Raw genomic sequence first — 22,992 nt, 5'->3', positions numbered from 1 at the left:
CCCCCGGACCGGTCTCGGTCCGGGGGACGCGTCGTCGTACGGGCACGGCTGCCGGGTGGGGCGGGCCCGGCGGCCGGCGGCTCAGCGCCTCAACGCCTCAACGCCTCAGTGACTCAGCGGCGGAAGGCGGTGCGGCCGCGGCTGCGGCGGTAGACCATCGCGCCGCTGGTGATCAGGACGGCGCCGGCCGCCGCGGCGGCGATCATGCCGTCGCTGCCGGTCTCGGCCAGGTGCGGCGGGTTGCCGGGCACTTCCGACTCCTCGGCCGGGGGCTTCTCGACCTCGTGGGCGGGAGGCAGCTTGACGTGGGTGGGCGGAGGCGTCTCCTTCTCGGGCTCGTCCTCCTCGCCGTAGCCGCCGTAACCGCCGTAGTTGCCGCAGCTGTTGCCGTAGGAGTCGTTGAACAGCGCGATCAGGGCAATGTCGTTGTCGCACGTGTTCACCGGCACGTGGACCGGGACACGGACCTCGTTCCCGTTCAGCGCTCCGTAGGAGCCCTCGGTGCCGTAGCCCGCGTCCTCGCCGTAGTGGCCGGTGGAGTCGTGGTGCGTGGCCCCGGACGACCGGTCCTCGTCCTGGTGCGAGGTGTTGCCGCAGGAGTTGTCGTGCGTCTCGTTGAACGCCGCGACACCGTAGAGCGCGTTGTGGCACAGGTTCACCGGCGCCGTGACCGGCACCTCGGCCTTGTTCCCGCTCAGCCATCCGGAGGAGCGCCTGCCGCTGTCGGCCGCGTTCTCACCGTCGTGGTCGGTGGAGTCGTGGTGCGCGGCCCCGGACGACCGGTCCTCGTCCTGGTGCGAGGTGTTGCCGCAGGAGTTGTCGTGTGTCTCGTTGAACGCCGCGACGGCACCGAGAGTGTTGTGGCACAGGTTCACCGGCGCCGTGACCGGCGCCTTGGCCTTGTTCTCGGCCAGCACGTTCGAGAGGCCCTCGGTGGCGCCCGTGTCGAACGAGTCGGCGACGGCGGGGGTGCCGTACAGGGACAGAATGCCCGTGGCGGCAGCCGCCGCGAACACTCCCCTGGTCATGGTCTGTCGCAATGTGGTCATCTTCCTGCTTGCAGTACTGGGAAAGCCGGCCGTGACACGGAGATCGACACCCCAAGACCGGCCTGAGCATGGCCGGAAGGCTCCGCAAGAGCTCCCGTCCATGCCCTGCCCTACTGCTTCATCAACCCGACACGGGGGAATCGGTTGCGCAGTTTCACCCGGTTGGCCCGCTCCGTACCTGGGAGGGGCCACCGGTCACGACACCACGTCCTTGCGGACGAACCCGCGGAACGCCAGCGCGAACAGCACCAGCGCGTACGTCACGGACACCGACGCGCCCTGGATCATGCCGGACCACTCCGGGGTCGGCTGGACGGCGTCCGCCCAGGCGAACTGCCAGTGCGCGGGCAGGAAGTGACGCCAGTCGCCGAGGGCGGTGACGGCGTCCAGGACGTTGCCGACGATGGTCAGGCCGACCGCGCCGCCGACCGCGCCCAGCGGGGCGTCGGTGCGGGTGGACAGCCAGAACGCGAGCCCGGCGGTGACGAGCTGCGACACGAACAGGTACGCCACGACCACCACGAGCCGCTGCGCCGCCGTGCCGGGGTCGAGCGCGCCGCCGGTGGGAATCTGCAGCGGACCCCAGCCGTAGGCGGCCGTGCCGACGACGAGTGCCACCACCGGCAGCAGCACCATCGCGGCCAGGCTCAGCCCCAGTCCGACGATCAGCTTGGACCACAGCAGCCGCATTCGGGGCACCGGCGCGGCGAGCAGGTAGCGCAGGGAGGACCAGCCGGCCTCCGAGGCGACGGTGTCCCCGCAGAACAGGGCGACGGGGATGACCAGCAGGAAGCCCGCCGACACGAACAGGTTCACGGCGGCGAAGTTGGCGCCGGACGCGGTGGCCGTGTCCATCAGGTTCACCCGGCCGCCCGGACGGTCCGGTTCGCCGCCGATCGCGAAGGCGACCACCAGCACGAACGGCAGGACGGCGAGGATCGCGCCCATCACGAGGGTGCGGCGGCGCTTGAGCTGGCGGACCAGTTCGACCCGGAGGGGCAGGGTGCGGCCGGCGCGGTAGCCGACGGCGGCCTCGGTCCGCTCGGTGGGCTCGGCTCGCTCGGTGAGCGTGCTCATGCGGAACCTCCGATCAGGGTGAGGAAGGCGTCTTCGAGGCGGCGGTGCGGGCCCACCGACGCCACGGGCACCTCCAGCCGGACCAGTTCGGCGACCAGGCGCGGGGCGGTGCCGCCGGCGTCGAGCCGGACCAGCAGCCCGTCGTCGGTGCGGACGGCGGAGGCGACGCCCGGCAGCGCGGCGATCTTCTCGGCGACCGGTTCGTCCACGGGCTCCTCCGTCCCGACGAGCAGGGTGTCGCCGGAGCCGATGATCTCCCGCACCGGGCCGGCCTGGACGAGCTGCCCGCGGTCCATGACCACGAGGTGGGTGCAGGACTGCTCGACCTCGGACAGCAGGTGACTGGAGACGATCACCGTGCGTCCGGCGGCCGCGTAGCGGATCATCACCTCGCGCATCTCGCGGATCTGCGGCGGGTCGAGTCCGTTGGTCGGTTCGTCGAGGATGAGCAGGTCCGGGAGGCCGAGCATGGCCTGGGCGATGGCGAGGCGCTGGCGCATGCCCTGGGAGTAGGTGCGCACCGCGCGGGCGAGCGCGTCACCGAGCCCGGCGATCTCCAGGGCCTCCTCCAGGTGGGCGTCCTCGGCCGGGCGTCCTGTGGCCCGCCAGTACAGTTCCAGGTTCTCCCGCCCTGACAGGTGCGGCAGGAAGCCCGCGCCCTCGACGAACGCGCCGACCCGGGACAGCACGGGGGCGCCGGGGCGGATGGCGTGGCCGAAGACGCGGATCTCGCCGCCGTCGGGCTTGATGAGCCCCATCAGCATGCGCAGGGTGGTGGTCTTGCCGGCGCCGTTCGGCCCGAGCAGTCCGAGCACCTGCCCCTTTTCCACGCGGAAGGACAGGTCCCGCACGGCGTACCGGTCCGAGGAGCGGGCGTACCGCTTGCTCAGGCCGGTGATCTGGAGCGGGACGTCGGCGAGTTCCGGGTCGGGTGCCGGGGCGGTGGTACGGCGACGGCCGGTGAGGAGCAGCGCGAGCGCGATCAGGGCGCCGGCGGCCGGCAGCCACACCACCCAGGCGGGCAGCGGGGCCGCGGCGGTGGTCACGCCGGGCGCGGTGGGCACGGTGAGGTCGCTCTTCAGGGAGACGGTGTACGTCGCCGGGGCGGCCGGGGAGGCGTAGCCGAGGTCGGTGGAGGCGAGGACGAGGCGCAGCCGGTGGCCCTTCCGGACCTCGTGGTCGACGGCCGGGAGGGTGAGCGTCACGTCCTTGCCGGACCTGGCGTCCTCGACGCGGACGGGGGCGACGAGCTGCGAGGGGAGCACCTGCTGCCGTCCGTCCGGGCCGACGTCGTAGACCTTGCCGAAGAGGACGGCGTCGTCGCCGGTCGACTGGACGTGGACGGTGACGGCCGGCGATCCGGTGATCCGCAGGTCGTCGGCGACCGGGGCGGACTCGAAGCGGGCGTACTGGCCCGGGAAGTCCAGGGAGATGCCCACGCCGAGCGAGGAGAGCTGGGCGAGTCCGCCGGAGCCGCCGAGGCCGGGCAGGGAGGAGATGGCGGGCGGGTTGGCGCCTGCCGGGTTGGCGAAGCTCTGTTCGCGTCCGGTGAGGGGGAAGGACCGGCCGTCGTTCGTCAGACCCGGGTAGGTGTCGGCGCTCGCGCCGTTCAGCACGGCCTCGCCGTCGGTGGAGTCGACTCCTCCGGTGCGGGTGACGCGGAAGGCGGGGCCGGTGTCGGCGCCCTTGTCGTCCTTCAGGTACCGGTCGAACCAGGTCCGTACGCGCTGTCGCACGCGGTCCGTCTCCGGGTTGCCGCCGTCGTGGCCGCCCGCGATCCAGTCGACGGCGACCGGGGCGCCGTTGGCGCGGATCGCCTTGGCGGCCGCGTCGGCCTGGCCGAGCGGGAAGAGGGAGTCGGTCTGGCCCTGCAGAAGGAGCGTGGGCACGTCGATGCGGTCGGCGACGGCGGACGGCGAACGCGCCTCGAGCAGTTCGCGCGCCTTGTCGTCGGGGGCGCCGGACTCGGCGACCCGCTGGTACATCGCGCACAGCGCGGGCTCGAACTTCTCGCAGCCGCCGCCGGAGTTGACGAAGACGCCGGCCCACAGCTTCTTGAAGACGCCGTTCGGGAAGAGCGCGTCGGCGAGGTCGAAGTAGGTGATCGCCGGGGCGATGGCGTCGACCCGGTCGTCGTATCCGGCGCCGAGCAGCGCGATGGCACCCCCGTACGAGCCGCCGGCCATCCCGACCCGCGGGTCGCCGTCCTTGTCAAGCCGGACCTCGGGCCGGTCGGCCAGCCAGTCGATCAGCCGGGAGACGTCGGCGACCTCGCCCTCCGGGTCGTTCAGCCCGATCTTCCCGGTGGACCCGCCGAAGCCTCGCGCGGACCACGTCAGCACGGCGTACCCGTCCCGCGCGAGGTCCTCGGCCTGCTCCCGCACGTCGTCCTTGCTGCCCCCGAAGCCGTGCCCGAGCAGGACGGCGGGGCGGCGGCCGTCGGGTCCCGCGGTGAAGTACGAGGTGTCGATGCGCACCCCGTCGCCCGTGCTCATGACCCGGTCGGCGCGGGTGACCGCGGGCGCGTCGTCGGAGGCGACGGCGCTCCACGTACCGGCACCGGCGAGCACGACGGCGGCGGCCGCGGCGGCGACGACGGTCCGTCGCGGCCTCCGTGACAGCGGCCGTCGTGACCGCAGCCACCGCGATCCGGGCAGTCGAAGATCCATGCGTCAACGGTACGGGGTCAACCTGTCGCCGCGATGTCGACCGGAGACCGAACCCGGGCACCTCCCACTGGTGTACGGGAGGGCCGCCGCGTACCGCGTCCGTGGTACGCGGCGGCCCGTCCACCCCAGGGCTTCGGCATGGCCGGCGGGCGTCCGTCTCGCGAGGCCGTCGAGTGGAACGGTGTTCCGGCCTTCTCTCAGGCTGAGACGGAAGGTGTGACGCCGTCTCAGATGGTCGGGGTGTCGTCGACGACCGGCTTGTGGATCTCGACGACCGGCTTCCATCCCGCGGAGAACTCGATGAAGTCCGCACGGGTGGGGTAGGTGTCGATCGCGCGACGGTCACGCTTGGGACTGTCGCTCGCCTTGCGCCCCCGGGGAACCTGCTCCTCGAAGATGTCGACCTTCACGTCGGGGACCTCCTTGAGGCCCTGGCGCCAGATCTGCACGACGTCGGCGCCGAACGCCTGCCGGACCGCGGCGTAAAGGGCCGTGAGGGACCCCTTGTCCCCGCCAGGGACGAAAAGTGCCAGGTCCAGCACGACACCGGCGGACTGGAGGACCTCGATGGTCACCGGGCCGCTCTCGTCGGCCACGTAGATCCCGGCTTCGTTCTCGTCGTCGGGAAGGCAGGAGACCTCTTCCTGGAATACGGTCCTCGCCGTGACCGAGCCGCCCTCGAAAAGCTCACCGGACTTGGTCAGAAAAGCAGGGACGTAGCAGTCGGGAAGTTTGAGTTCTGCCGTGTCGGCGGAAACGAAGATCCTGTCCTTCACGCCGAGCTTCGTCACCTCTTCCAGCGAGAGGCGGCGAGCGGCGATCTTCTCCGTGTTCACGATTTCCCTTTCAGTTCGCACTGTCCCTCCGAACCAGGACGCTACCACGAAACACCGAGGTCAACTGCCCAGTAATCCTTGAGTAGATGACCCCCGACGACCCGTACGAGAGGATACTGAAGCGAGTGCCACTCGGCCGGGAACGCGCATCCGCGGGGTAGTGTCCCTCGCTATGGCGCCGAGGACCAAATGGCGGTTGCATTTCGGTGCATCGGGTGGCACGGGGAACTAAAAGAGAGTTTACGGCAGATATCACCCATATCCTCTTCGAGGAGATGGCGACAGGGCGAGGCGAACCATTCGTCACGCACCCCGAAGAGCACGACGGAAACCAACCGGACCGTCCGGCGACGCGACAACCGCAGGACAGGACCGTGGGACCGGTCACGGCCGTCAAGAGATCCGCCGGCTGATTCGAGGGCACGGGACCGTCGAGGCCCTGCCGTCCACCCGGGCCGGGAGACATGTGTCTTCTCCCGAAGCGTGAACATCTCGGCCACCAGTGTTCACTGGCCGCTCGATTGAGCGCGCAAGTTACATTCGCTTGCCGAATGCTCGCCCTTCCGGACGGCCAGGGGGCAGGGGCCGCGAGAGATCGCGTCCCGTCGGCGTGCTCCGCGGGCGAGCGGCCCCGCATCAGGCCATCGGGGAACGGGACTCCTTGAGCTCGCCGAGGAAGGCCGTCCAGGCGGAGGCGGGGAAGCGCAGGACGGGACCGTGCGGAACCTTGCTGTCACGGACAGGGACAACGGTGAGGAGGGCCTCGGCGACCTCGACGCAGTTGTCGGCTCCGCCTTCGCTGTAGCTCGACTTGCGCCAGCTCACGGCACCGAGGTCGGGAGTGCGGCTCATGATCGGTGTTCCTCCAGGATGCGCTCGATGAACGTCACCGAGTCCCGTGGCGTGAGCGCCATATCTCGGATCCGATCGTAGGCCAAGCGGTACGTGAGGATGTCGTCCTGTTCATCAAGCAAATCACCTGACGAGCTGCCCTCCAAGTAGGCAACCGAGCTGCCGTCCGGTTGCCACAGCAGATGGAGGGAGCCACCCGGTACCGGCACAACTCCCGCACTGAACCGCAGCACTTGGACAGTGATCGATGGCTGCGCCGCCGCAAAGAGAAGGTGGGTCAGTTGGTCGGCCCAGGTCTGCGGATCGGCCACGCTACGCCGTAGCGCGGCCTCATCGATGATCGCGCGGACGGTCGGCCGGGGGTTGCGGTGCAGCAGCTCTTGTCGACCGATGCGGGCAGCGACCTGCTCCTCCAGTTCCTCCTCATTTCGCTGCGGCCACATGGAGAGCAGCACTCTGGCGTACGACTCGGTCTGCAGCAGACCAGGGATGACCGGGGTGTACATGTGCACCACGTTGGCCGTGGACTCAAGGCGCATGAATGCCTTGTAGTGGTCGACGAACGCGTCCATCCGCGCCAGTTTCCACAGCCTTACCAGCAGGTCACCGGTTTCGTAATACCTGTCCAGGTCCTCCATCACCGGACGCTTGGAGATGCGTTCGGCGGCTTCCAGGCGGTACAGGTAGCTCTTGTCGTAGTTGGTGTCGTCGGCGAGCTGGCTCAGGGACTTGCCCGCCTTCTCGCGGAGATAGCGCAGGGTGCTGCCGAGCGCGCCGCGCGCGGAGTCCTCGCCGGTGTCCTGCTGTCCCGGTCGCACGTCCATCGGTCTTCCCCCTCTGTCCCTCGTACCGCCTCCGCTGCCGTGCCGGGCGGCAACGCGTCGGGCCTGGTCACGCCATCCACGTGGCGTGACGATTCGAGTGCATTACGTGACCGGCGATCGGAGCGGGTGAATGACGGACAAGGAACTCGAAGCGGTGATGAACGGAATTCAGCGGGCGGAGGCCGTACGGGAGGAGTTGGGGGCGGCGCTGGCCGGAGTCGGGGTCACGTTGCCCTCGCCGGCGCTGGACGTTCCCATGGTCGCGGCGTGGCACGCCGAGCCGTTGATCGACCTCGGGCGGTGCAACCTTCCGACCGCCCGCAAGCTCGCGGCCGTTCTGCGGGGCGCCGCGCGGTGAGCGAGGAGGCACGGCCGCTCACGGCCGAGGAGTGCCGTCTCCTGCTGCGTCTCCTGGCCGGCTTGCGGGGCTGTCCCGCGCGTGAGGCCCCGTCGCGGGAGCTGAGCGAGCGGCTCCGGGAGCTCAACCGCTGGAGCAGTCATCGGGGCGGTCTGCGGTGACCGGGCGGCCGTCGGATACGCACTGGCTCGCGCCGCCGCGCGGTACGGACGCGATCCCGCGCGGGGCGCTGGTGGAGGATCCGGATTCGGGGCGGGTCGGAGTGCTTCAGGACGTCACCGCGTACGTGCCGCCCTGGCGAGGGGATCAGCGTCCGCGTCCTACCGCGTTCGTGCGTCCCGTCGGCGGGGGGGCGGGAGTGGACCGTGGCCCCGGAGCGGTTGCGTCCGGTGGATGGCGTGGACCGTCACCCCGGCCGGCCGGGGTGACGGTCCGTGCGGGCTCAGTGGTTGCGAGGGAAGCCCAGGTCGACGCCGGTGGGGGCGTCGGCCGGGTCGGGCCAGCGGGTGGTGACGACCTTGCCTCGGGTGTAGAAGTGCGTGCCGTCGTTGCCGTAGATGTGGTGGTCGCCGAAGAGGGAGTCCTTCCAGCCGCCGAAGGAGTGGTAGCCGACGGGGACCGGGATCGGGACGTTCACGCCGACCATGCCGGCCTCGACCTCGAGCTGGAAGCGGCGGGCGGCGCCGCCGTCGCGGGTGAAGATCGCGGTGCCGTTGCCGAAGGGGGAGCTGTTGATGAGGTCCAGGGCCTCCTCGTAGGTCTCCGTGCGCAGGACGCACAGGACCGGGCCGAAGATCTCGTCCTGGTAGGTCTTCGCCGTGGTCGGCACCTTGTCGAGGAGGGAGATGCCGATCCAGTGGCCGTTCTCGTGGCCGTCGACGGTGTAACCGGTGCCGTCCAGGACGACCTCGGCGCCCTCGTCGGCCGCGCCGGCCACGTAGGAGGCCACCTTGTCGCGGTGGACCTTGGTGATCAGCGGGCCCATCTCGGAGGTGGGGTCGTTGCCGGGGCCGATCTTGATCTTCTCGGCGCGCTCGCGGATCTTCTCCACCAGGGTGTCGCCGATCGCGCCGACGGCGACGACCGCGGAGATCGCCATGCAGCGCTCACCGGCCGAGCCGTAGGCCGCCGACACCGCCGCGTCGGCCGCCGCGTCGAGGTCGGCGTCGGGGAGGACCAGCATGTGGTTCTTGGCGCCGCCGAGGGCCTGGACGCGCTTGCCGTTCGCGGAGGCGGTGGTGTGGATGTAGCGGGCGATCGGGGTGGAGCCGACGAAGGAGACCGCCTTGACGTCGGGGTGGGCGAGGAGGCGGTCGACGGCCACCTTGTCGCCGTGGACGACGTTGAACACGCCGTCGGGGAGACCGGCCTCGGAGAGGAGTTCGGCGAGGCGGATCGAGGCCGACGGGTCCTTCTCGGACGGCTTCAGCACGAACGTGTTGCCGCAGGCGATGGCGAGGGGGAACATCCACATCGGCACCATCGCCGGGAAGTTGAACGGCGTGATGCCGGCGACGACGCCCAGCGGCTGGCGGATGGACGACACGTCGACGCGGCTGGCGACCTGCGTGGACAGCTCGCCCTTGAGCTGCACGCTGATGCCGCAGGCCAGGTCGACGATCTCCAGACCGCGCGCCACCTCGCCGAGCGCGTCGGAGTGCACCTTGCCGTGCTCGGCGGTGATCAGCTCGGCGATCTCGTCGCGGTGGGCGTCGAGCAGCGCGCGGAACCGGAAGAGGATGGTGGTGCGGGTGGCCAGCGAGGACTGGCCCCAGCTCAGGTACGCCTCCTTGGCGGCGGCGACCGCGGCGTCGACCTCCTCGACGGAGGCGAACGCGACCTTCGTGGTGACCTCGCCGGTCGCCGGGTCCGTCACCGGGCCGTACGTACCCGAGGCGCCTTCGGCGGTCTTGCCGCCGATCCAGTGGTTGACGATCTTCGTCATGACCGGGAACTCCTTCACAGATGGCGGCGACGGGTGGAGACGTGCCGTTCGTACAGCTCGTGCGGTTCGTGCGGTTCGGGTGGCTCGGCCACGGGTCCATCACACCAGGTGCGGGCAGCCGGACGGGCCCGACACAGTGTCGGCCGTTTCGGTTCCCGCTTAGACACCTGGGGCTTCGGCGGAACCTCCGGCGCGGGGCCGCGGCGGGCGGGGAGTCGTCGCTCGCTCTTCGCTCCTGCCAAAGCGAAGCGGCCTCCCGCGCCGGAGGCGATCGGTGGGGTGGTGCCGGTAGTGCCGGTAGTGCCGGTGGTACGGGTGGTGCGAGTGGTGCCGGTGGTGGCGCACCGGGGGACGTACGGGGTTGTCATGTGACGGCCCCGGCGGCGAGTGCCGCGTCGATCTCGTCGGGGGTGGGCATCGCGGAGGAGCACTCCAGGCGGGAGGCGACGATGGCCCCGGCGGCGTTGGCGTGCCGCATGGTCTTCTCCAGGTCCCAGCCGGCCAGCAGGCCGTGGCAGAGCGAGCCGCCGAAGGCGTCGCCGGCGCCGAGGCCGTTGAGGACGGTCACCGGGAGCGGGGGGACCTCGGCCGTCCGGCCGTCGCGGTCCATGGCCAGGACACCCTTCGGACCCTGTTTGACCACCGCGATCTCGACCCCGGCGGCGAGCAGGGCGCGGGCGGCGGCGTGCGGTTCGCGCTCGCCGGTGGCGACCTCCACCTCGTCCAGGTTGCCGACGGCGACCGTGGTGTGGCGCAGGGCCTCGCGGTAGAAGGGGCGGGCGGCGTCGGGGTCGGTCCAGAACATGGGACGCCAGTCGAGGTCGAAGACCGTGATGCCGGACCTGGCGCGGTGGGCGAGGGCGGCGAGGGTGGCGGTACGGCTGGGTTCCTCGCTCAGGCCGGTGCCGGTGACCCAGAAGACGCTCGCGTCGCGGAGGGCGTCCAGGTCGAGTTCGTGGGCGTCGATCTCCAGGTCGGGTGCCTTGGGCCGGCGGTAGAAGTAGAGCGGGAAGTCGTCCGGCGGGAAGACCTCGCAGAAGGTGACCGGGGTGGGCAGACCGGGGACGGGGGTGACCCAGCGGTCGTCGACGCCGAAGTCGCGCAGCGCCTCGTGGAGATAGGTGCCGAAGGGGTCGTCGCCGGTGCGGGTGATCACGGCGGTGCGGCGGCCGAGGCGGGCGGCGGCGACCGCGACATTGGTCGCCGAGCCACCGAGGAACTTGCCGAAGGACGTGACCTGCGGCAGCGGTACGCCCGTCTGGAGCGGATAGAGGTCCACCCCGATCCGCCCCATGGTGATCACGTCGTACGCCATCGCGTCCCCTTCGTACGGCTCCACGCCTGTGTGGTCCTCCCCGGTTTCTAGCCCCGGGCACGAAGCCCTGTCAATGTTTTGTCCGGACATTCGGACGAGATTTGCCGGGGCCTGTCCGGATGCACCGCCGTAAGGTCCGGACCCGCTGTCGTGAGGTCCGGACCGGCCGCCGCGAGGGAAGTCAACGCGCCTCGCCGACGGACCGGCGTGCGCCTGTGTGGCATCCCTGTCACAAACACTCCCGCGCTGTCACGGGCGTCACACGTGCGCGGGCCTTCCGTCACACCCGGCGCACAACCCCTGCCCTGCCGCCGACGGGCCTCGTTGACCGGGCACAACGCATGCCTGATCACCAGCGCACGCCCGGTTCCCCCCTGACGGCCGCCCCCGGCCGTCGCCGTGGTGCGCGCGGGGAGGTGCCCACCATGACCGACCGATCGCTGTGGTCCTACAAGGACATCGCGGCCCACATCAAGGTGCAGCCGGACACCGTCCGCTCGTACCGCAAGCACGGGCTGCTGCCCCCGCCCGACCATGTGGAGGGGGGCAAGCCCTACTGGTACGCCGACACCGTCCGGGCGTGGGTCGCCTCCCGTCCGGGCAACCGGGGCCGCGGGAACGGCTGAGGTCAGCTCCAGGGTTCGATGACGGTCACGCCCGCCCCCGCCCCCGCCCCGCCCATGGCCGCGAGGGCGGGCGGGGCGGCGTCCAGGGCGATGGTGGAGGTCACCAGCAGGTCGGGGCGGAGCACGCCGGCGCGCACCAGTTCCAGCATCGGGGGATAGGTGTGCGCGGCCATGCCGTGGCTGCCGAGGAGTTCGAGTTCGAGGGCGATGGCGCGGGCCATGGGGACCGGTGTGGTGCCCGTGGGTGAGGGCAGCAGGCCGACCTGGACGTGGCGGCCCCGGCGGCGCAGGCTGTCGACGGAGGCGGCGCAGGTGGCGGGCGCGCCGAGGGCGTCCAGGGAGAGGTGGGCGCCGCCGGTGAGGTCGCGGACCGCCTCGGCGGGGTCCCGTACGGCCGTCGCGTCCACGCACTCCGCCGCGCCGAACCTCCGTGCCAGGTCGAGGGCGCCCGGTGACACGTCGACGGCGACGACGCGCGCACCGGCCGCCGCGGCGATCATCACCGCCGACAGCCCCACCCCGCCGCAGCCGTGCACGGCCACCCACTCCCCCGCCGCCACCCGGCCCCGCTGCACCACCGCGCGGTAGGCGGTGGCGAAACGGCAGCCGAGCGAGGCGGCCGTCGCGAAGGACATCCCGTCGGGGACGGCGACGAGGTTCACGTCCGCGTGGTCCAGCGCCACGTACTGGGCGAAGGAGCCCCAGTGGGTGAAGCCGGGCTGGGTCTGGCGCTCGCACACCTGCTGGTCGCCGGCCGCGCAGGCGGGGCAGGAACCGCAGGCGCAGACGAAGGGGACGGTGACCCGGTCCCCGGCGCGCCAGCCGGTGACGCGGGCGCCGACGGCCTCGACGGTCCCGGCGAGTTCATGGCCGGGGACGTGCGGGAGGGTGATGTCCGGGTCGTGGCCCTGCCAGCCGTGCCAGTCACTGCGGCACAGGCCGGTGGCCTCGACGCGGACCACGACCCCGTGCTCCGCGGGCTCCGGGTCCGCGACCTCCCGCACCTCGGCCGGTTCCCCGTACCGCTCGAACACCACCGCCCGCATGACCCGCCCCGCCTTCCGTTCGGCCCGACCGTCGTGGATTTATACCCCCTAGGGGTATAAGCTGGGTGGCAGGAGGGTCTTGAGGTCCCCCGTGACCCGTGTGGGCCCGCACCACCCTCCACCCATCATCTACGCCTCGACGAGGAGCAATGACATGACCTCCCAGACCGACACCCAGGGCTCCGTCACCACCGTCTACAAGGTGAGCGGGATGAGCTGCGGGCACTGCGAGGGCGCCGTCTCCGGCGAGATCTCCCAGCTCCCCGGGGTCAGCTCGGTGCAGGCGGTCGCCTCCTCCGGCGAGGTGACCGTCGTCTCCGCGGCCCCGCTCGACGAGGAGGCCGTCCGCGCCGCCGTCGACGAGGCCGGCTTTGAGCTGGCGGGCACCGCCTGAGCCGGTCCCGAGCCCCCGCACGGCGTGAACCGGGCCGTACCGGCCACCCGTTCCCCGCGGCCCGGCACGCCACCGCCCCCGGAACCCCGGACCTCGTCCCCGGAACCGCGGACTTCGCCCCTGGAGATACGGACATGACCAGCACCACCGCCCCCGAGGCACCGGCCGCCGGGCAGCCGGCCCTCTCCGAGGTCGAGCTGCTCATCGGCGGGATGACCTGCGCCTCCTGCGCGGCCCGCGTCGAGAAGAAGCTCAACCGCATGGACGGCGTCACCGCCACGGTGAACTACGCGACGGAGAAGGCGCGGATCGCCTACCCGCCGGGCACCGAGGTCGCCGACCTGATCGGCACGGTGGTGCGGACCGGGTACACCGCCGAGGAACCCGCGCCTCCGCGGTCCCCGCAGTCCTCGCAGTCTCCGCAGGACGAGACGTCCGCCTCGCGGAAGGCCGACCCCGAGCAGGCCGCCCTGCGCCGGCGCCTCACCGTCTCCGCGCTCCTCGCCCTCCCCGTCGTCCTCCTGGCGATGGTCCCGCCGCTGCAGTTCGACAACTGGCAGTGGCTCTCGCTCACCCTCGCCGCGCCCGTCGTGGTCTGGGGCGCCGCCCCCTTCCACCGGGCCGCCTGGACCAACCTCCGGCACGGCGCGGCCACCATGGACACGCTGGTCTCCGTCGGCACGCTCGCCGCGTTCGGCTGGTCCCTGTGGGCGCTGTTCCTCGGCGACGCGGGCATGCCCGGCATGCGGCACCCCTTCGAACTCACCGTCGCCCGCACCGACGGCGCCTCCACGATCTACCTGGAGGTCGCTGCGGGCGTCACCGCGCTCATCCTCCTCGGCCGCTATCTGGAGGCCCGTTCCAAGCGCCGTGCGGGAGCGGCCCTGCGGGCGCTGATGGAGCTGGGCGCCAAGGACGTGACCGTGCTCCGATACGAGGAGGGCGAGCGCGAAGCGCTCTCGGTTGAGGGCGGTGGTGGGAGACGGGCGGGCGGGCGGGAGGTGCGGATCCCGGCGGAGCGGCTGGCCGTGGGCGACCTGTTCGTCGTACGGCCCGGGGAGAAGATCGCCACCGACGGCACGGTGGTGGAGGGCGTCTCCGCCGTGGACGCGTCCATGCTGACCGGCGAGTCCGTCCCGGTGGACGTCACCGTCGGCGACACCGTCACCGGCGCCACGGTCAACGCGGGCGGACGGCTCGTCGTCGAGGCGACCCGGATCGGCGCCGACACGCGGCTCGCCCGGATGGCGAAGCTGGTCGAGGAGGCGCAGAACGGCAAGGCGCAGGTGCAGCGGCTCGCCGACCGGATCGCCGGGATCTTCGTCCCGGTGGTGCTGCTGATCGCGGCCGGCACCTTCGGGACGTGGCTGGGCGCCACGGGCGACACCGTCACCGCGTTCACCGCCGCCGTCGCCGTCGCCGTCCTGATCATCGCCTGCCCCTGCGCCCTCGGGCTCGCCACGCCGACCGCGCTGATGGTCGGCACCGGACGCGGCGCCCAGCTCGGCATCCTCATCAAGGGCCCCGAGGTCCTGGAGTCCACCCGCCGCGTCGACACCGTCGTCCTCGACAAGACCGGCACCGTCACCACCGGCCGCATGACCCTGCTCGCCGTCCACACCGCCGACGGCACCGACGAGACCGAGGTCCTGCGCCTCGCCGGCGCCCTGGAGCACGCCTCCGAACACCCGATCGCCCAGGCGATCGCCGCGGGCGCCGAGGAGCGCGTGGGTGCGCTGCCTCGCGCCGAGCACTTCGAGAACGTCCCCGGCCGGGGCGTACGCGGGCGCGTGGGGGGCCACGAGGTGGCCGTGGGGCGCCTCTTCGACGAGGTGCCGCCGGAGCTGGCGCGGGCGAAGGAGGAGGCCGAGCGGGACGGGCGTACGGCCGTCGTGGCCGGCTGGGACGGGGTGGCGCGCGGTGTCCTCGCGGTCGCCGACGCCGTGAAGGAGACCAGCGCCGAGGCGGTGCGCGAGCTGCGCGCGCTCGGGCTCACGCCGGTGCTGCTGACCGGTGACAACAAGGCCGTCGCCGAGGCGGTGGCGCGGACCGTGGGCATCGACCGGGTGATCGCCGAGGTGCTGCCCGAGGACAAGGCCGACGTCGTACGGCGGCTGCGGGACGAGGGACACAGCGTCGCCATGGTCGGCGACGGCGTCAACGACGCGGCCGCGCTGGCCGTCGCCGATCTGGGTCTCGCCCTGGGCACCGGCACGGACGCGGCGATCGAGGCGGGCGATCTGACCCTGGTCCGCGGCGATCTGCGGGTGGCCGCGGACGCGATACGGCTGTCCCGCAGGACACTCGGCACGATCAAGGGCAATCTGGTGTGGGCCTTCGGCTACAACGTGGCCGCGCTGCCGCTGGCCGCGGCCGGGCTGCTGAACCCGATGATCGCCGGTGCGGCGATGGCGTTCTCCTCGGTCTTCGTGGTGACGAACAGCCTGCGCCTGCGGGCGTTTCATTGAGGTCTCAAGTTGGGGTGTACCCCTGTCGTCCGGTACGACCCTCACATAAGCTCTTCACACGGCTCGCGCATCTTCCTTACGCTTGAGTCCCGTGAGCGGTTTGCGGGCTCTTGCGTACCTTGAGGGGATGTGCAAGAGACGCAGATCACAGTGATCTGAACGTAACCATCGAAGGGGTTCGAAGGTCTAAGTTGGCGATGTCGGGCAGCGTCTTGGGGGGCGCTTCCTGACATCTGGGGAATGTCTTGGGGGACTTTCTCCGGAGATTGCGTTGCCGGGGCACGTACCCAGCGGGGAGCTTTGAGCGGCCCTCCCGAACGTGCGCTGTCCCGGCAGACCGCACACACCGACGAGTGCGGCGGGTTCAGGTCCGCCCGCACTCACACAGCGATTCAGGCGCTGTCCTCACAGACGCCCGGCCGGATCCCGTGGGGGGAATCCGCACCGGGACATGGGAAGGCGCCCCGGCTCGTCGGCCCGTGGGGGGACCGTCGGCCGGGGCGCCTTCTTCTTCGCGGTTGCGCAACACGCCTATAGGGACGCGGGCTCGTGTGCGGTTGTGCGACACACCCAGGGGCGCGGGACTGTGCCGATATGCGGCTCCGCCGCGTGGGCGCAACCAGCCACAGACCGGCCCGCAGTCGCCCACGCTCCTACAGCGACGAGCTGTTACGCGCCCTCAAGGGCACGCCCCCGCACCGGGCAGGTGTCAGCGCTCCTCGACCGGGACGAAGTCCCGCTCGACGACGCCCGTGTAGATCTGGCGCGGGCGGCCGATGCGGGAACCCGGCTCCTTGATCATCTCGTGCCACTGGGCGATCCAGCCCGGGAGGCGGCCGAGGGCGAACAGGACCGTGAACATCTCGGTCGGGAAGCCCATGGCCCGGTAGATCAGACCGGTGTAGAAGTCGACGTTCGGGTAGAGGCTGCGCGAGACGAAGTAGTCGTCGGAGAGCGCGTGCTCCTCCAGCTTCAGCGCGATGTCCAGCAGCTCGTCGGACTTGCCGAGGGCGGACAGCACATCGTGCGCGGCAGCCTTGATGATCTTCGCGCGCGGGTCGAAGTTCTTGTAGACCCGGTGGCCGAAGCCCATCAGGCGGACGCCGTCCTCCTTGTTCTTCACCTTGCGGATGAAGGAGTCGACGTCACCGCCGGCGTCGCGGATGCCCTCCAGCATCTCCAGCACCGACTGGTTGGCGCCGCCGTGCAGCGGGCCCCACAGGGCGGAGATGCCGGCGGAGATCGAGGCGAACATGTTCGCCTGCGAGGAGCCGACCAGGCGCACGGTGGAGGTCGAGCAGTTCTGCTCGTGGTCCGCGTGCAGGATCAGCAGCTTGTCGAGCGCCGCGACGACCGTCGGGTCGAGCTCGTAGTCCTGCGCCGGGACCGAAAACGTCATGCGCAGGAAGTTCTCGACGTAGCCGAGGTCGTTGCGCGGGTAGACGAACGGGTGGCCGACCGACTTCTTGTACGCGTAGGCCGCGATCGTCGGAAGCTTGGCGAGCAGCCGGATCGTGGAGAGGTTGCGCTGCTGCTCGTCGAACGGGTTGTGGCTGTCCTGGTAGAACGTCGACAGCGCGGAGACGACCGACGACAGCATGGCCATCGGGTGGGCGTCGCGCGGGAAGCCCTTGTAGAAGTTCTTGACGTCCTCGTGCAGCAGGGTGTGCTGCGTGATCTCGCCCTTGAACGCGGACAGCTCGTCGACGGTCGGCAGCTCGCCGTTGATCAGCAGGTAGGCGACCTCCAGGAAGGTGGAACGCTCGGCCAGCTGCTCGATCGGGTAGCCGCGGTACCGGAGGATGCCGGCCTCGCCGTCCAGATAGGTGACGGCGGATTTGTAGGCGGCGGTGTTGCCGTAGCCGCTGTCCAGTGTCACCAGACCGGTCTGTGCGCGGAGCTTCCCGATGTCGAAGCCCTTGTCGCCGACGGTGCTGTCGATCACCGGGTAGGTGTACTCGCTGCCGTCGTACCGCAGTACTACAGAGTTGTCGCTCACGTCTTCCCTCACCGACCTAGTGCCTCATCTTCGAGGTGCCCTGACTGTCTCCACCATCCCCCACTCGGCGCAGGAGAGTGCACTCGGGGTCGACCATCGGGCCTATCGGCGGCACTGAGTGCCGCCAACTTGCCCATACTGCCCCCTGTGTCCCCTGTCCGGAAGGGCTCTGTGACCTTCGTGACTCATTTGATCGATCATTTTTTGATGACGGGCCGCTCACAGGGGTCACGCGGGGGCCGAGAGACGGGAGCCGGCGAGGCGGAAGTCCAGCGCCGTGCACCGACGGCCCGCGGAGACCGTGCGCACCGCCTGTCCGATCGCCTTGCGGGAGCCGACGAGGACGACCAGCCGCTTGGCCCGGGTGACCGCCGTGTACAGCAGGTTGCGCTGGAGCATCATCCAGGCGCCCGTGGTCACCGGGATGACGACCGCCGGGTACTCGCTGCCCTGGGAACGGTGGATGGTCACGGCGTAGGCGTGCGCCAGCTCGTCCAGTTCGTCGAACTCGTAGCTCACCTCCTCGTCCTCGTCGGTCAGCACCGTCAGGCGCTGGTCGACCGGGTCGAGGGCGGTGACCACGCCCACGGTGCCGTTGAAGACGCCGTTCTCCCCCTTCTCGTAATTGTTGCGGATCTGGGTGACCTTGTCGCCGACGCGGAAGACCCGGCCGCCGAACCGCTTCTCGGCGAGGTCGGGGCGGCCGGGGGTGATGGCCTGCTGGAGCAGCCCGTTGAGCGTGCCCGCGCCGGCCGGGCCCCGGTGCATGGGGGCGAGGACCTGCACGTCCCGGCGGGGGTCGAGGCCGAACTTCGCCGGGATGCGCCGGGCGGCCACGTCGACGGTGAGCCGGCCGGCCTCCTCGGTGTCGTCCTCGACGAAGAGGAAGAAGTCCTTCATGCCGTCGGTGACGGGGTGCTGCCCGGCGTTGATCCGGTGCGCGTTGGTCACCACGCCGGACTGCTGGGCCTGGCGGAAGACGCGGGTGAGCCGCACGGCGGGAACGGGGCTGCCGTCGGCGAGGAGGTCCCGCAGCACCTCGCCCGCGCCGACGCTGGGCAGCTGGTCGACGTCGCCGACGAAGAGCAGGTGGGCGCCCGGAGGCACGGCCTTGACCAGCTTGTTCGCGAGGAGGAGGTCCAGCATGGACGCCTCGTCGACCACCACCAGGTCGGCGTCGAGCGGGCGGTCCCGGTCGTAGGCCGCGTCACCGCCGGGCTTGAGCTCGAGGAGGCGGTGGACGGTGGAGGCCTCGGCCCCGGTCAGCTCGGCGAGGCGCTTGGCGGCGCGGCCGGTCGGGGCGGCGAGGACCACCTTGGCCTTCTTCGCGCGGGCCAGTTCCACGATCGACCGGACGGTGAAGGACTTGCCGCAGCCGGGACCGCCGGTGAGGACGGCGACCTTCTCGCTCAGCGCCAGCTTGACGGCGGCCTCCTGCTCGGGGGCGAGGTCCGTGCCCGTACGCCCCTTCAGCCAGCCCAGCGCCTTGTCCCAGGCCACGTCCCGGAAGGCCGGCATCCGGTCCTCGTCGGTACGGAGCAGGCGCAGCAGCTGGGCGGAGAGGGCCAGCTCGGCGCGGTGGAAGGGGACGAGGTAGACGGCGGTGACGGGGTCGCCGCCGTCGGGGGCGGGCACTTTCTCCCGTACGACGCCGGGGTCCTCGCCGTCCTCCTCCGGTTCGGCGGCGAGCTCGGCGAGGCACTCGATGACCAGGCCGGTGTCCACCTGGAGCAGCTTCACCGCGTCGGCGATCAGCTTCTCCTCGGGGAGGTAGCAGTGCCCCTGGTCGGTGGCCTGCGAGAGGGCGTACTGCAGGCCGGCCTTCACCCGGTCGGGGCTGTCGTGCGGGATGCCGACGGACTGGGCGATCTTGTCGGCGGTGAGGAAGCCGATGCCCCAGACGTCGGCGGCGAGCCGGTAGGGCTGGTTCTTCACGACGGAGATGGAGGCGTCGCCGTACTTCTTGTAGATGCGCACGGCGATGGAGGTGGACACCTCGACGGTCTGGAGGAAGAGCATGACCTCCTTGATCGCCTTCTGCTCCTCCCAGGCGTCGGCGATCTTCTTGGTCCGCTTGGGGCCGAGCCCGGGGACCTCGATGAGGCGCTTGGGCTCCTCCTCGATGATGGTGAGGGTGTCGATGCCGAAGTGCTGCGTGATGCGGTCGGCGAAGACCGGGCCGATGCCCTTGACCAGGCCGGAGCCGAGGTAGCGGCGGATGCCCTGGACGGTGGCGGGCAGCACGGTCGTGTAGTTCTCGACGTGGAACTGCTTGCCGTACTGGGGGTGCGACCCCCAGCGCCCCTCCATCCGCAGGGACTCCCCCACCTGCGCACCGAGCAGCGCGCCGACGACGGTGAGCAGGTCACCGGCGCCCCTGCCGGTGTCGACGCGGGCGACCGTGTAGCCGTTCTCCTCGTTGGCGTACGTGATGCGCTCCAGCACGCCTTCGAGCGTGGCGAGCCGGCGTTCGCCGGGGGAGGCTGCTGCGGACTGGTTGGACATGATCCGACGGTACCCGTGGGGTGTGACAAGGGGCGCCCTGTCCGGGCGCCCCGTCCAAACGGCCTGGCTCTAGCAGCCCGCCTCGGCACCGCTGTCCACGAACGAGTCGGCGTTGACCGAGTAACCGGCCCCGGTGGTGAGGTCGGGGCGGCTTCCGTGGCCGTCCTCCGCGAGGCCCTCGGCGGTGAGGAAGACGACCCGCAGGGTCATGTCCTCCTTGACGAAGCACGGTTCACCGGACGGGGCCTCGGGGTCCGGATCCCATCCGTCCCGTACCGCTGCCGTCCGGTAGTGGGCGACGACGTCGGCCTCCGTGCCGGGGAAGGCGTAGGTCCGGCCCGCGTACACCGAGACGTCGCCGCTGTCCGCCCAGCAGCCTGCGTCGACCTTCTCGAAGCCGCGGGCGACGGTGGCCCCGGCGGGCCGGGAGTCGAGGATGCCGAGCGCGGCCATCTCCTTCACCCGGCCGTCGGTCCCCTCGCAGTCCCCGGCGAGCTCCCCCAGCGCGCAGCCGGTGAGCGTTCCGGCCGCGAGCACGGCCGACAGGAGCAGGGGTACGGGGCGGGTGGTCGTCCGTAAGGACAAAGCGGGCTCCAGGGTGAAAGCGCGGCGGGGGATCCGCCGGGCGGGACGGCTGTCCGTGCCGCTCCGGAACGGCACGGCCCGGTTCCACGGGATCGTGTTCAGCGGGGATGTCGGCCGAGGGATATCACGCCGGTTCCCGCCGGTCCGGTTCCTTCCGTGTCTCGAGGAAGCGAGCGAAGGCGATGGCCGGGAAGGCGGGGGCGGCCCGGGTGGGGGCATCGGAGTCGCGTACGGCCACGAGGGGGCGGGTGTGTACGGTCCCGAGGCACGAGTCGCCGTCACCGAGGCCCGAGCCGGAGGACCGGCGGGGCCCGGCGCCGGTACGGGCCTGTGCCGAGGTGCGGGGTGGCGGCCACTGGCCGGACAGGGCAGTCGGGGCGAGTACGCGCGGTGCGAGCCCGGCGCTGTCGGTGGTGCTCCGTAGGGTCGGCACACCTGATCAGCGAAGGAGCGCCGACCATGAAGTCCCCGGCCGAACTGGACACCGTCCCGTGGCAGACACTGGCCCACGCCTACGGCCCGGCCGTGGACGTGCCCGACCTGATCAGGGCGCTCCACCAGGACGACGACACGGCCGTCGACGAAGCCGTTCGCGAGCTGTACGGGAACATCCACCACCAGGGCACGGTGTACTCGGCGTCGGCGCCCGCCGTTCCCTTCCTCGCACACGCCGCCCTGCACGTTCCCGGCAGGCGCGCCGAGCTGCTGATGCTGCTGGCGACGCTCGCCGACCACACTCCCTCGGACACCGGGTCACCGCACTGGCCGCTCAGTCCGGTCGCCGAGGTATGCACGGAGCTGTGCCGGGTGCTTCCGGACCTGCTGCCCTGTCTGACGGACACCGAACGGCCGGTGCGCCGGGCGGCGCTCCGCGTGGTCGCGGCCGTGGCGGACGTGCTCCCCGCCGGGCTGTGGGCCTCCGTCGAGGAGCGGGTCGGCGAGCTGTACGCCGGTGACGCGGTCCCGGCGGTACGGGCCGACGCACTGGTCGTCCTGAACCAGCGCGGGCGGGAACCACTGCCCTTCGACAGCCCGTGGTCCGAGGTCAGGATGGCGGCGGCCACGCTCGCCGCCGAACGGTCCGGCCCGCCGTACCCGGCGGAGCTGGTGACGATCCTCGCCGAGGACGGGGCCGAACCCGATCCCGGGGAGGACGATTTCCCGTGGCCGGGCACCGACACCCCGGAGTCCCACCTCACCGGGCTGCTGACCGACGACCCGGACGCCGCTCTCGCCGTGGCGGCCCGCTGGATCGACGCGGGCGACCTGGGCTCACGCGGATCGTGGCTGGCCCGGGAGATCACGGAGAGCTGGCGCGACCGGGAACCGGAGGTACTGGATCTCCTGCTCGCCGCCCTGCCCCACCAGCGGGGCGCCCGCTCACTCGTCCACACGCTGGACGTCATCGGCCGCTGGGTCGGCCGTCTGCCCGAGCCCGGTGACGAGCTCCGGGACACCCTGTACGACTACGCCCGCACGGACGGGGAGACCGCACGGCCGGCGCTCCTCGCCTTGGTCCGGTCACGTGACCCCCGTGCGGTGGACGTGCTCCTGCGCCGCCCCGACGCCAAGGCGGTCCGGGCCGCGGCGACGGTCTTCCCGGAGGCGGGCGACGAGCTCACGGCGGTGATCCGCGAGGAACTGTCGGCGGGCGCCACCGGGAACGCGGCCGCCGCCCTGATCGCGGCACTGGAACCGCTCGGTACTCCCGCCCGGCAGGCCCGGCCCGAACTGGTGGAATGCCTCCGGACCCGCCGGGCGGCCGTCGCCGCCGCCCGGCAGCTCGGCCTCGACGGCATCCTGACCGGGGGGATCTCTTCCGCCCTGCGGGAGGCCGGACAGAGCAGTGACGCCTCGCTGCGGGCCGCGGCGGCCGTCGCCCACTACCGGTTGACCGGTGACGCCGTCCCGGCACTTCGCACCTTCGAGGAACTGCTCTCGGCGGCACAGGGCCCGACACACTGGCACCTGGGCAGTCTCCAGCCCCTCGGCGGTGCCGCCGCACCCCTGCTCCCCCTCGTCGAACCGATGCTGACATCGCGATACGAATGGACGCGGGCGACCGCCGCCGAGGCGCACCACTGGATCACCGGTTCCCCGGCCGACGCCGTCCCCGTCCTCGCCGAGCTGGCCGGTCCCAGCCCGGTCGGTCTTCACGCCCTCAAGGCCCTCGCCGTCATCGGCCGGACACCCGAGGGGCTGCGCCCGGCCCTTCGGGCCTGCGCCTTCTCCCCGCGCCGCCTGCTCGGCGCCACCCCCTTCTCCGAGGACCACGAGGACGAGGAACTCCGCGCGGTCGCCTGGAGCTTGCTCACCCTTGCCTGAAAAGCGGGAGCATTCCGGCCCGTGGTGTTCGCGCTCCGCTCATCCGAGTGCGCAGGGTGCGTTCGCCCGCCGGATGCTCACCGTTTGCGGTACGCGGAACCCGGTCGCCCCATGGGACA

Annotated in this window: 19 protein-coding genes and 1 pseudogene; 6 read left to right on the top strand and 14 right to left on the bottom strand. The window is 71.4% G+C overall.

What is annotated here, in order from left to right; genetic code table 11:
- Window positions 1-113: 113 nt before the first annotated feature.
- The 6 genes from IH50_RS0105750 to IH50_RS0105725 all read right to left on the bottom strand — a co-directional run bounded on the left by IH50_RS0105750 (window position 114) and on the right by IH50_RS0105725 (window position 7,307).
- The gene (locus IH50_RS0105750; protein ID WP_078913871.1) at window positions 114-1,028 is read right to left on the bottom strand and encodes a chaplin; all 915 of its coding nucleotides are present in this window, start codon (window positions 1,026-1,028) and stop codon (window positions 114-116) included.
- 216 nt (window positions 1,029-1,244) lie between these two features.
- Window positions 1,245-2,126, bottom strand: coding sequence for an ABC transporter permease (locus tag IH50_RS0105745; protein ID WP_030857972.1), 882 nt, complete (start codon window positions 2,124-2,126; stop codon window positions 1,245-1,247).
- Entirely contained in the window at window positions 2,123-4,795 is a 2,673-nt protein-coding gene (locus IH50_RS0105740) for an alpha/beta fold hydrolase (protein WP_030857969.1), read from the bottom strand. Before IH50_RS0105740 ends, IH50_RS0105745 begins: the two co-directional genes overlap by 4 nt.
- A gap of 227 nt (window positions 4,796-5,022) precedes the next feature.
- Window positions 5,023-5,631, bottom strand: a complete 609-nt coding sequence (locus tag IH50_RS0105735) for a hypothetical protein (protein ID WP_030857967.1) — start codon at window positions 5,629-5,631, stop codon at window positions 5,023-5,025.
- Window positions 5,632-6,267: 636 nt separating this feature from the next.
- The gene (locus tag IH50_RS0105730) at window positions 6,268-6,483 is read right to left on the bottom strand and encodes a DUF397 domain-containing protein (RefSeq protein ID WP_030857965.1); all 216 of its coding nucleotides are present in this window, start codon (window positions 6,481-6,483) and stop codon (window positions 6,268-6,270) included.
- The gene (locus tag IH50_RS0105725; RefSeq protein ID WP_030857963.1) at window positions 6,480-7,307 is read right to left on the bottom strand and encodes a helix-turn-helix domain-containing protein; all 828 of its coding nucleotides are present in this window, start codon (window positions 7,305-7,307) and stop codon (window positions 6,480-6,482) included. The genes IH50_RS0105730 and IH50_RS0105725 overlap by 4 nt, the downstream gene beginning before the upstream one ends.
- A 130-nt stretch (window positions 7,308-7,437) precedes the next feature.
- Here IH50_RS0105725 and IH50_RS0105720 point away from each other — a divergent pair, with 130 nt between their 5' ends.
- On the top strand, window positions 7,438-7,665 hold the full coding sequence (locus IH50_RS0105720; RefSeq protein ID WP_234328099.1) for a hypothetical protein: 228 nt from the start codon (window positions 7,438-7,440) through the stop codon (window positions 7,663-7,665).
- Window positions 7,662-7,826 (top strand): hypothetical protein, encoded by a 165-nt coding sequence (locus IH50_RS41560; RefSeq protein WP_158801169.1) that lies wholly within the window; start codon window positions 7,662-7,664, stop codon window positions 7,824-7,826. Before IH50_RS0105720 ends, IH50_RS41560 begins: the two co-directional genes overlap by 4 nt.
- Before the next feature lie 281 nt (window positions 7,827-8,107).
- On the opposite strand, the gene mmsA is transcribed toward IH50_RS41560, so the two are convergent.
- The 3 genes and pseudogenes from mmsA to iolC form a co-directional block, all read right to left on the bottom strand.
- A complete protein-coding gene (mmsA, locus tag IH50_RS0105715) occupies window positions 8,108-9,610 on the bottom strand; it encodes a CoA-acylating methylmalonate-semialdehyde dehydrogenase (RefSeq protein WP_030857959.1) in 1,503 nt (500 codons plus the stop codon).
- 179 nt (window positions 9,611-9,789) lie between these two features.
- Window positions 9,790-9,894, bottom strand: a pseudogene (locus tag IH50_RS43500) (5-deoxy-glucuronate isomerase); the annotation flags it as partial.
- A gap of 80 nt (window positions 9,895-9,974) precedes the next feature.
- On the bottom strand, window positions 9,975-10,925 hold the full coding sequence (iolC, locus tag IH50_RS0105710; protein WP_030857956.1) for a 5-dehydro-2-deoxygluconokinase: 951 nt from the start codon (window positions 10,923-10,925) through the stop codon (window positions 9,975-9,977).
- A gap of 425 nt (window positions 10,926-11,350) precedes the next feature.
- Between iolC and IH50_RS0105705 the strand changes: the two genes are divergently transcribed.
- On the top strand, window positions 11,351-11,551 hold the full coding sequence (locus IH50_RS0105705; RefSeq protein ID WP_030857954.1) for a helix-turn-helix transcriptional regulator: 201 nt from the start codon (window positions 11,351-11,353) through the stop codon (window positions 11,549-11,551).
- Between the two features lie 2 nt (window positions 11,552-11,553).
- On the opposite strand, the gene IH50_RS0105700 is transcribed toward IH50_RS0105705, so the two are convergent.
- Complete coding sequence (locus IH50_RS0105700) at window positions 11,554-12,597, bottom strand: zinc-dependent alcohol dehydrogenase family protein (RefSeq protein WP_030857952.1); 1,044 nt, start codon at window positions 12,595-12,597, stop codon at window positions 11,554-11,556.
- A gap of 154 nt (window positions 12,598-12,751) precedes the next feature.
- Here IH50_RS0105700 and IH50_RS0105695 point away from each other — a divergent pair, with 154 nt between their 5' ends.
- A complete protein-coding gene (locus tag IH50_RS0105695) occupies window positions 12,752-12,991 on the top strand; it encodes a heavy-metal-associated domain-containing protein (protein WP_030857950.1) in 240 nt (79 codons plus the stop codon).
- A gap of 134 nt (window positions 12,992-13,125) precedes the next feature.
- Entirely contained in the window at window positions 13,126-15,459 is a 2,334-nt protein-coding gene (locus IH50_RS0105690) for a heavy metal translocating P-type ATPase (RefSeq protein ID WP_030857948.1), read from the top strand.
- A 709-nt stretch (window positions 15,460-16,168) separates the two neighbouring features.
- Here the strand turns inward: IH50_RS0105690 and IH50_RS0105685 are convergent.
- The 4 genes from IH50_RS0105685 to IH50_RS0105670 all read right to left on the bottom strand — a co-directional run bounded on the left by IH50_RS0105685 (window position 16,169) and on the right by IH50_RS0105670 (window position 20,981).
- Entirely contained in the window at window positions 16,169-17,458 is a 1,290-nt protein-coding gene (locus IH50_RS0105685; protein WP_030857946.1) for a citrate synthase, read from the bottom strand.
- 228 nt (window positions 17,459-17,686) lie between these two features.
- Complete coding sequence (locus IH50_RS0105680; protein WP_030857944.1) at window positions 17,687-19,963, bottom strand: ATP-dependent RecD-like DNA helicase; 2,277 nt, start codon at window positions 19,961-19,963, stop codon at window positions 17,687-17,689.
- Window positions 19,964-20,032: 69 nt separating this feature from the next.
- Window positions 20,033-20,548: a hypothetical protein gene (locus tag IH50_RS0105675; protein ID WP_030857942.1), complete on the bottom strand. Its 516-nt coding sequence runs from the start codon at window positions 20,546-20,548 to the stop codon at window positions 20,033-20,035.
- Between the two features lie 124 nt (window positions 20,549-20,672).
- Window positions 20,673-20,981: a DUF397 domain-containing protein gene (locus IH50_RS0105670; protein ID WP_234328098.1), complete on the bottom strand. Its 309-nt coding sequence runs from the start codon at window positions 20,979-20,981 to the stop codon at window positions 20,673-20,675.
- A gap of 26 nt (window positions 20,982-21,007) precedes the next feature.
- On the opposite strand from IH50_RS0105670, the gene IH50_RS0105665 reads away from it, so the two are divergent.
- Window positions 21,008-22,873: a hypothetical protein gene (locus IH50_RS0105665; RefSeq protein WP_030857938.1), complete on the top strand. Its 1,866-nt coding sequence runs from the start codon at window positions 21,008-21,010 to the stop codon at window positions 22,871-22,873.
- Window positions 22,874-22,992 lie beyond the last annotated feature (119 nt).

Source organism: Streptomyces sp. NRRL S-37, from assembly GCF_000721605.1.
Classification (GTDB): Bacteria; Actinomycetota; Actinomycetes; order Streptomycetales; family Streptomycetaceae; genus Streptomyces.
The sequence above is the reverse complement of the archived record's forward strand: the minus strand, read 5'-3'. Positions and strand labels throughout refer to the sequence as shown.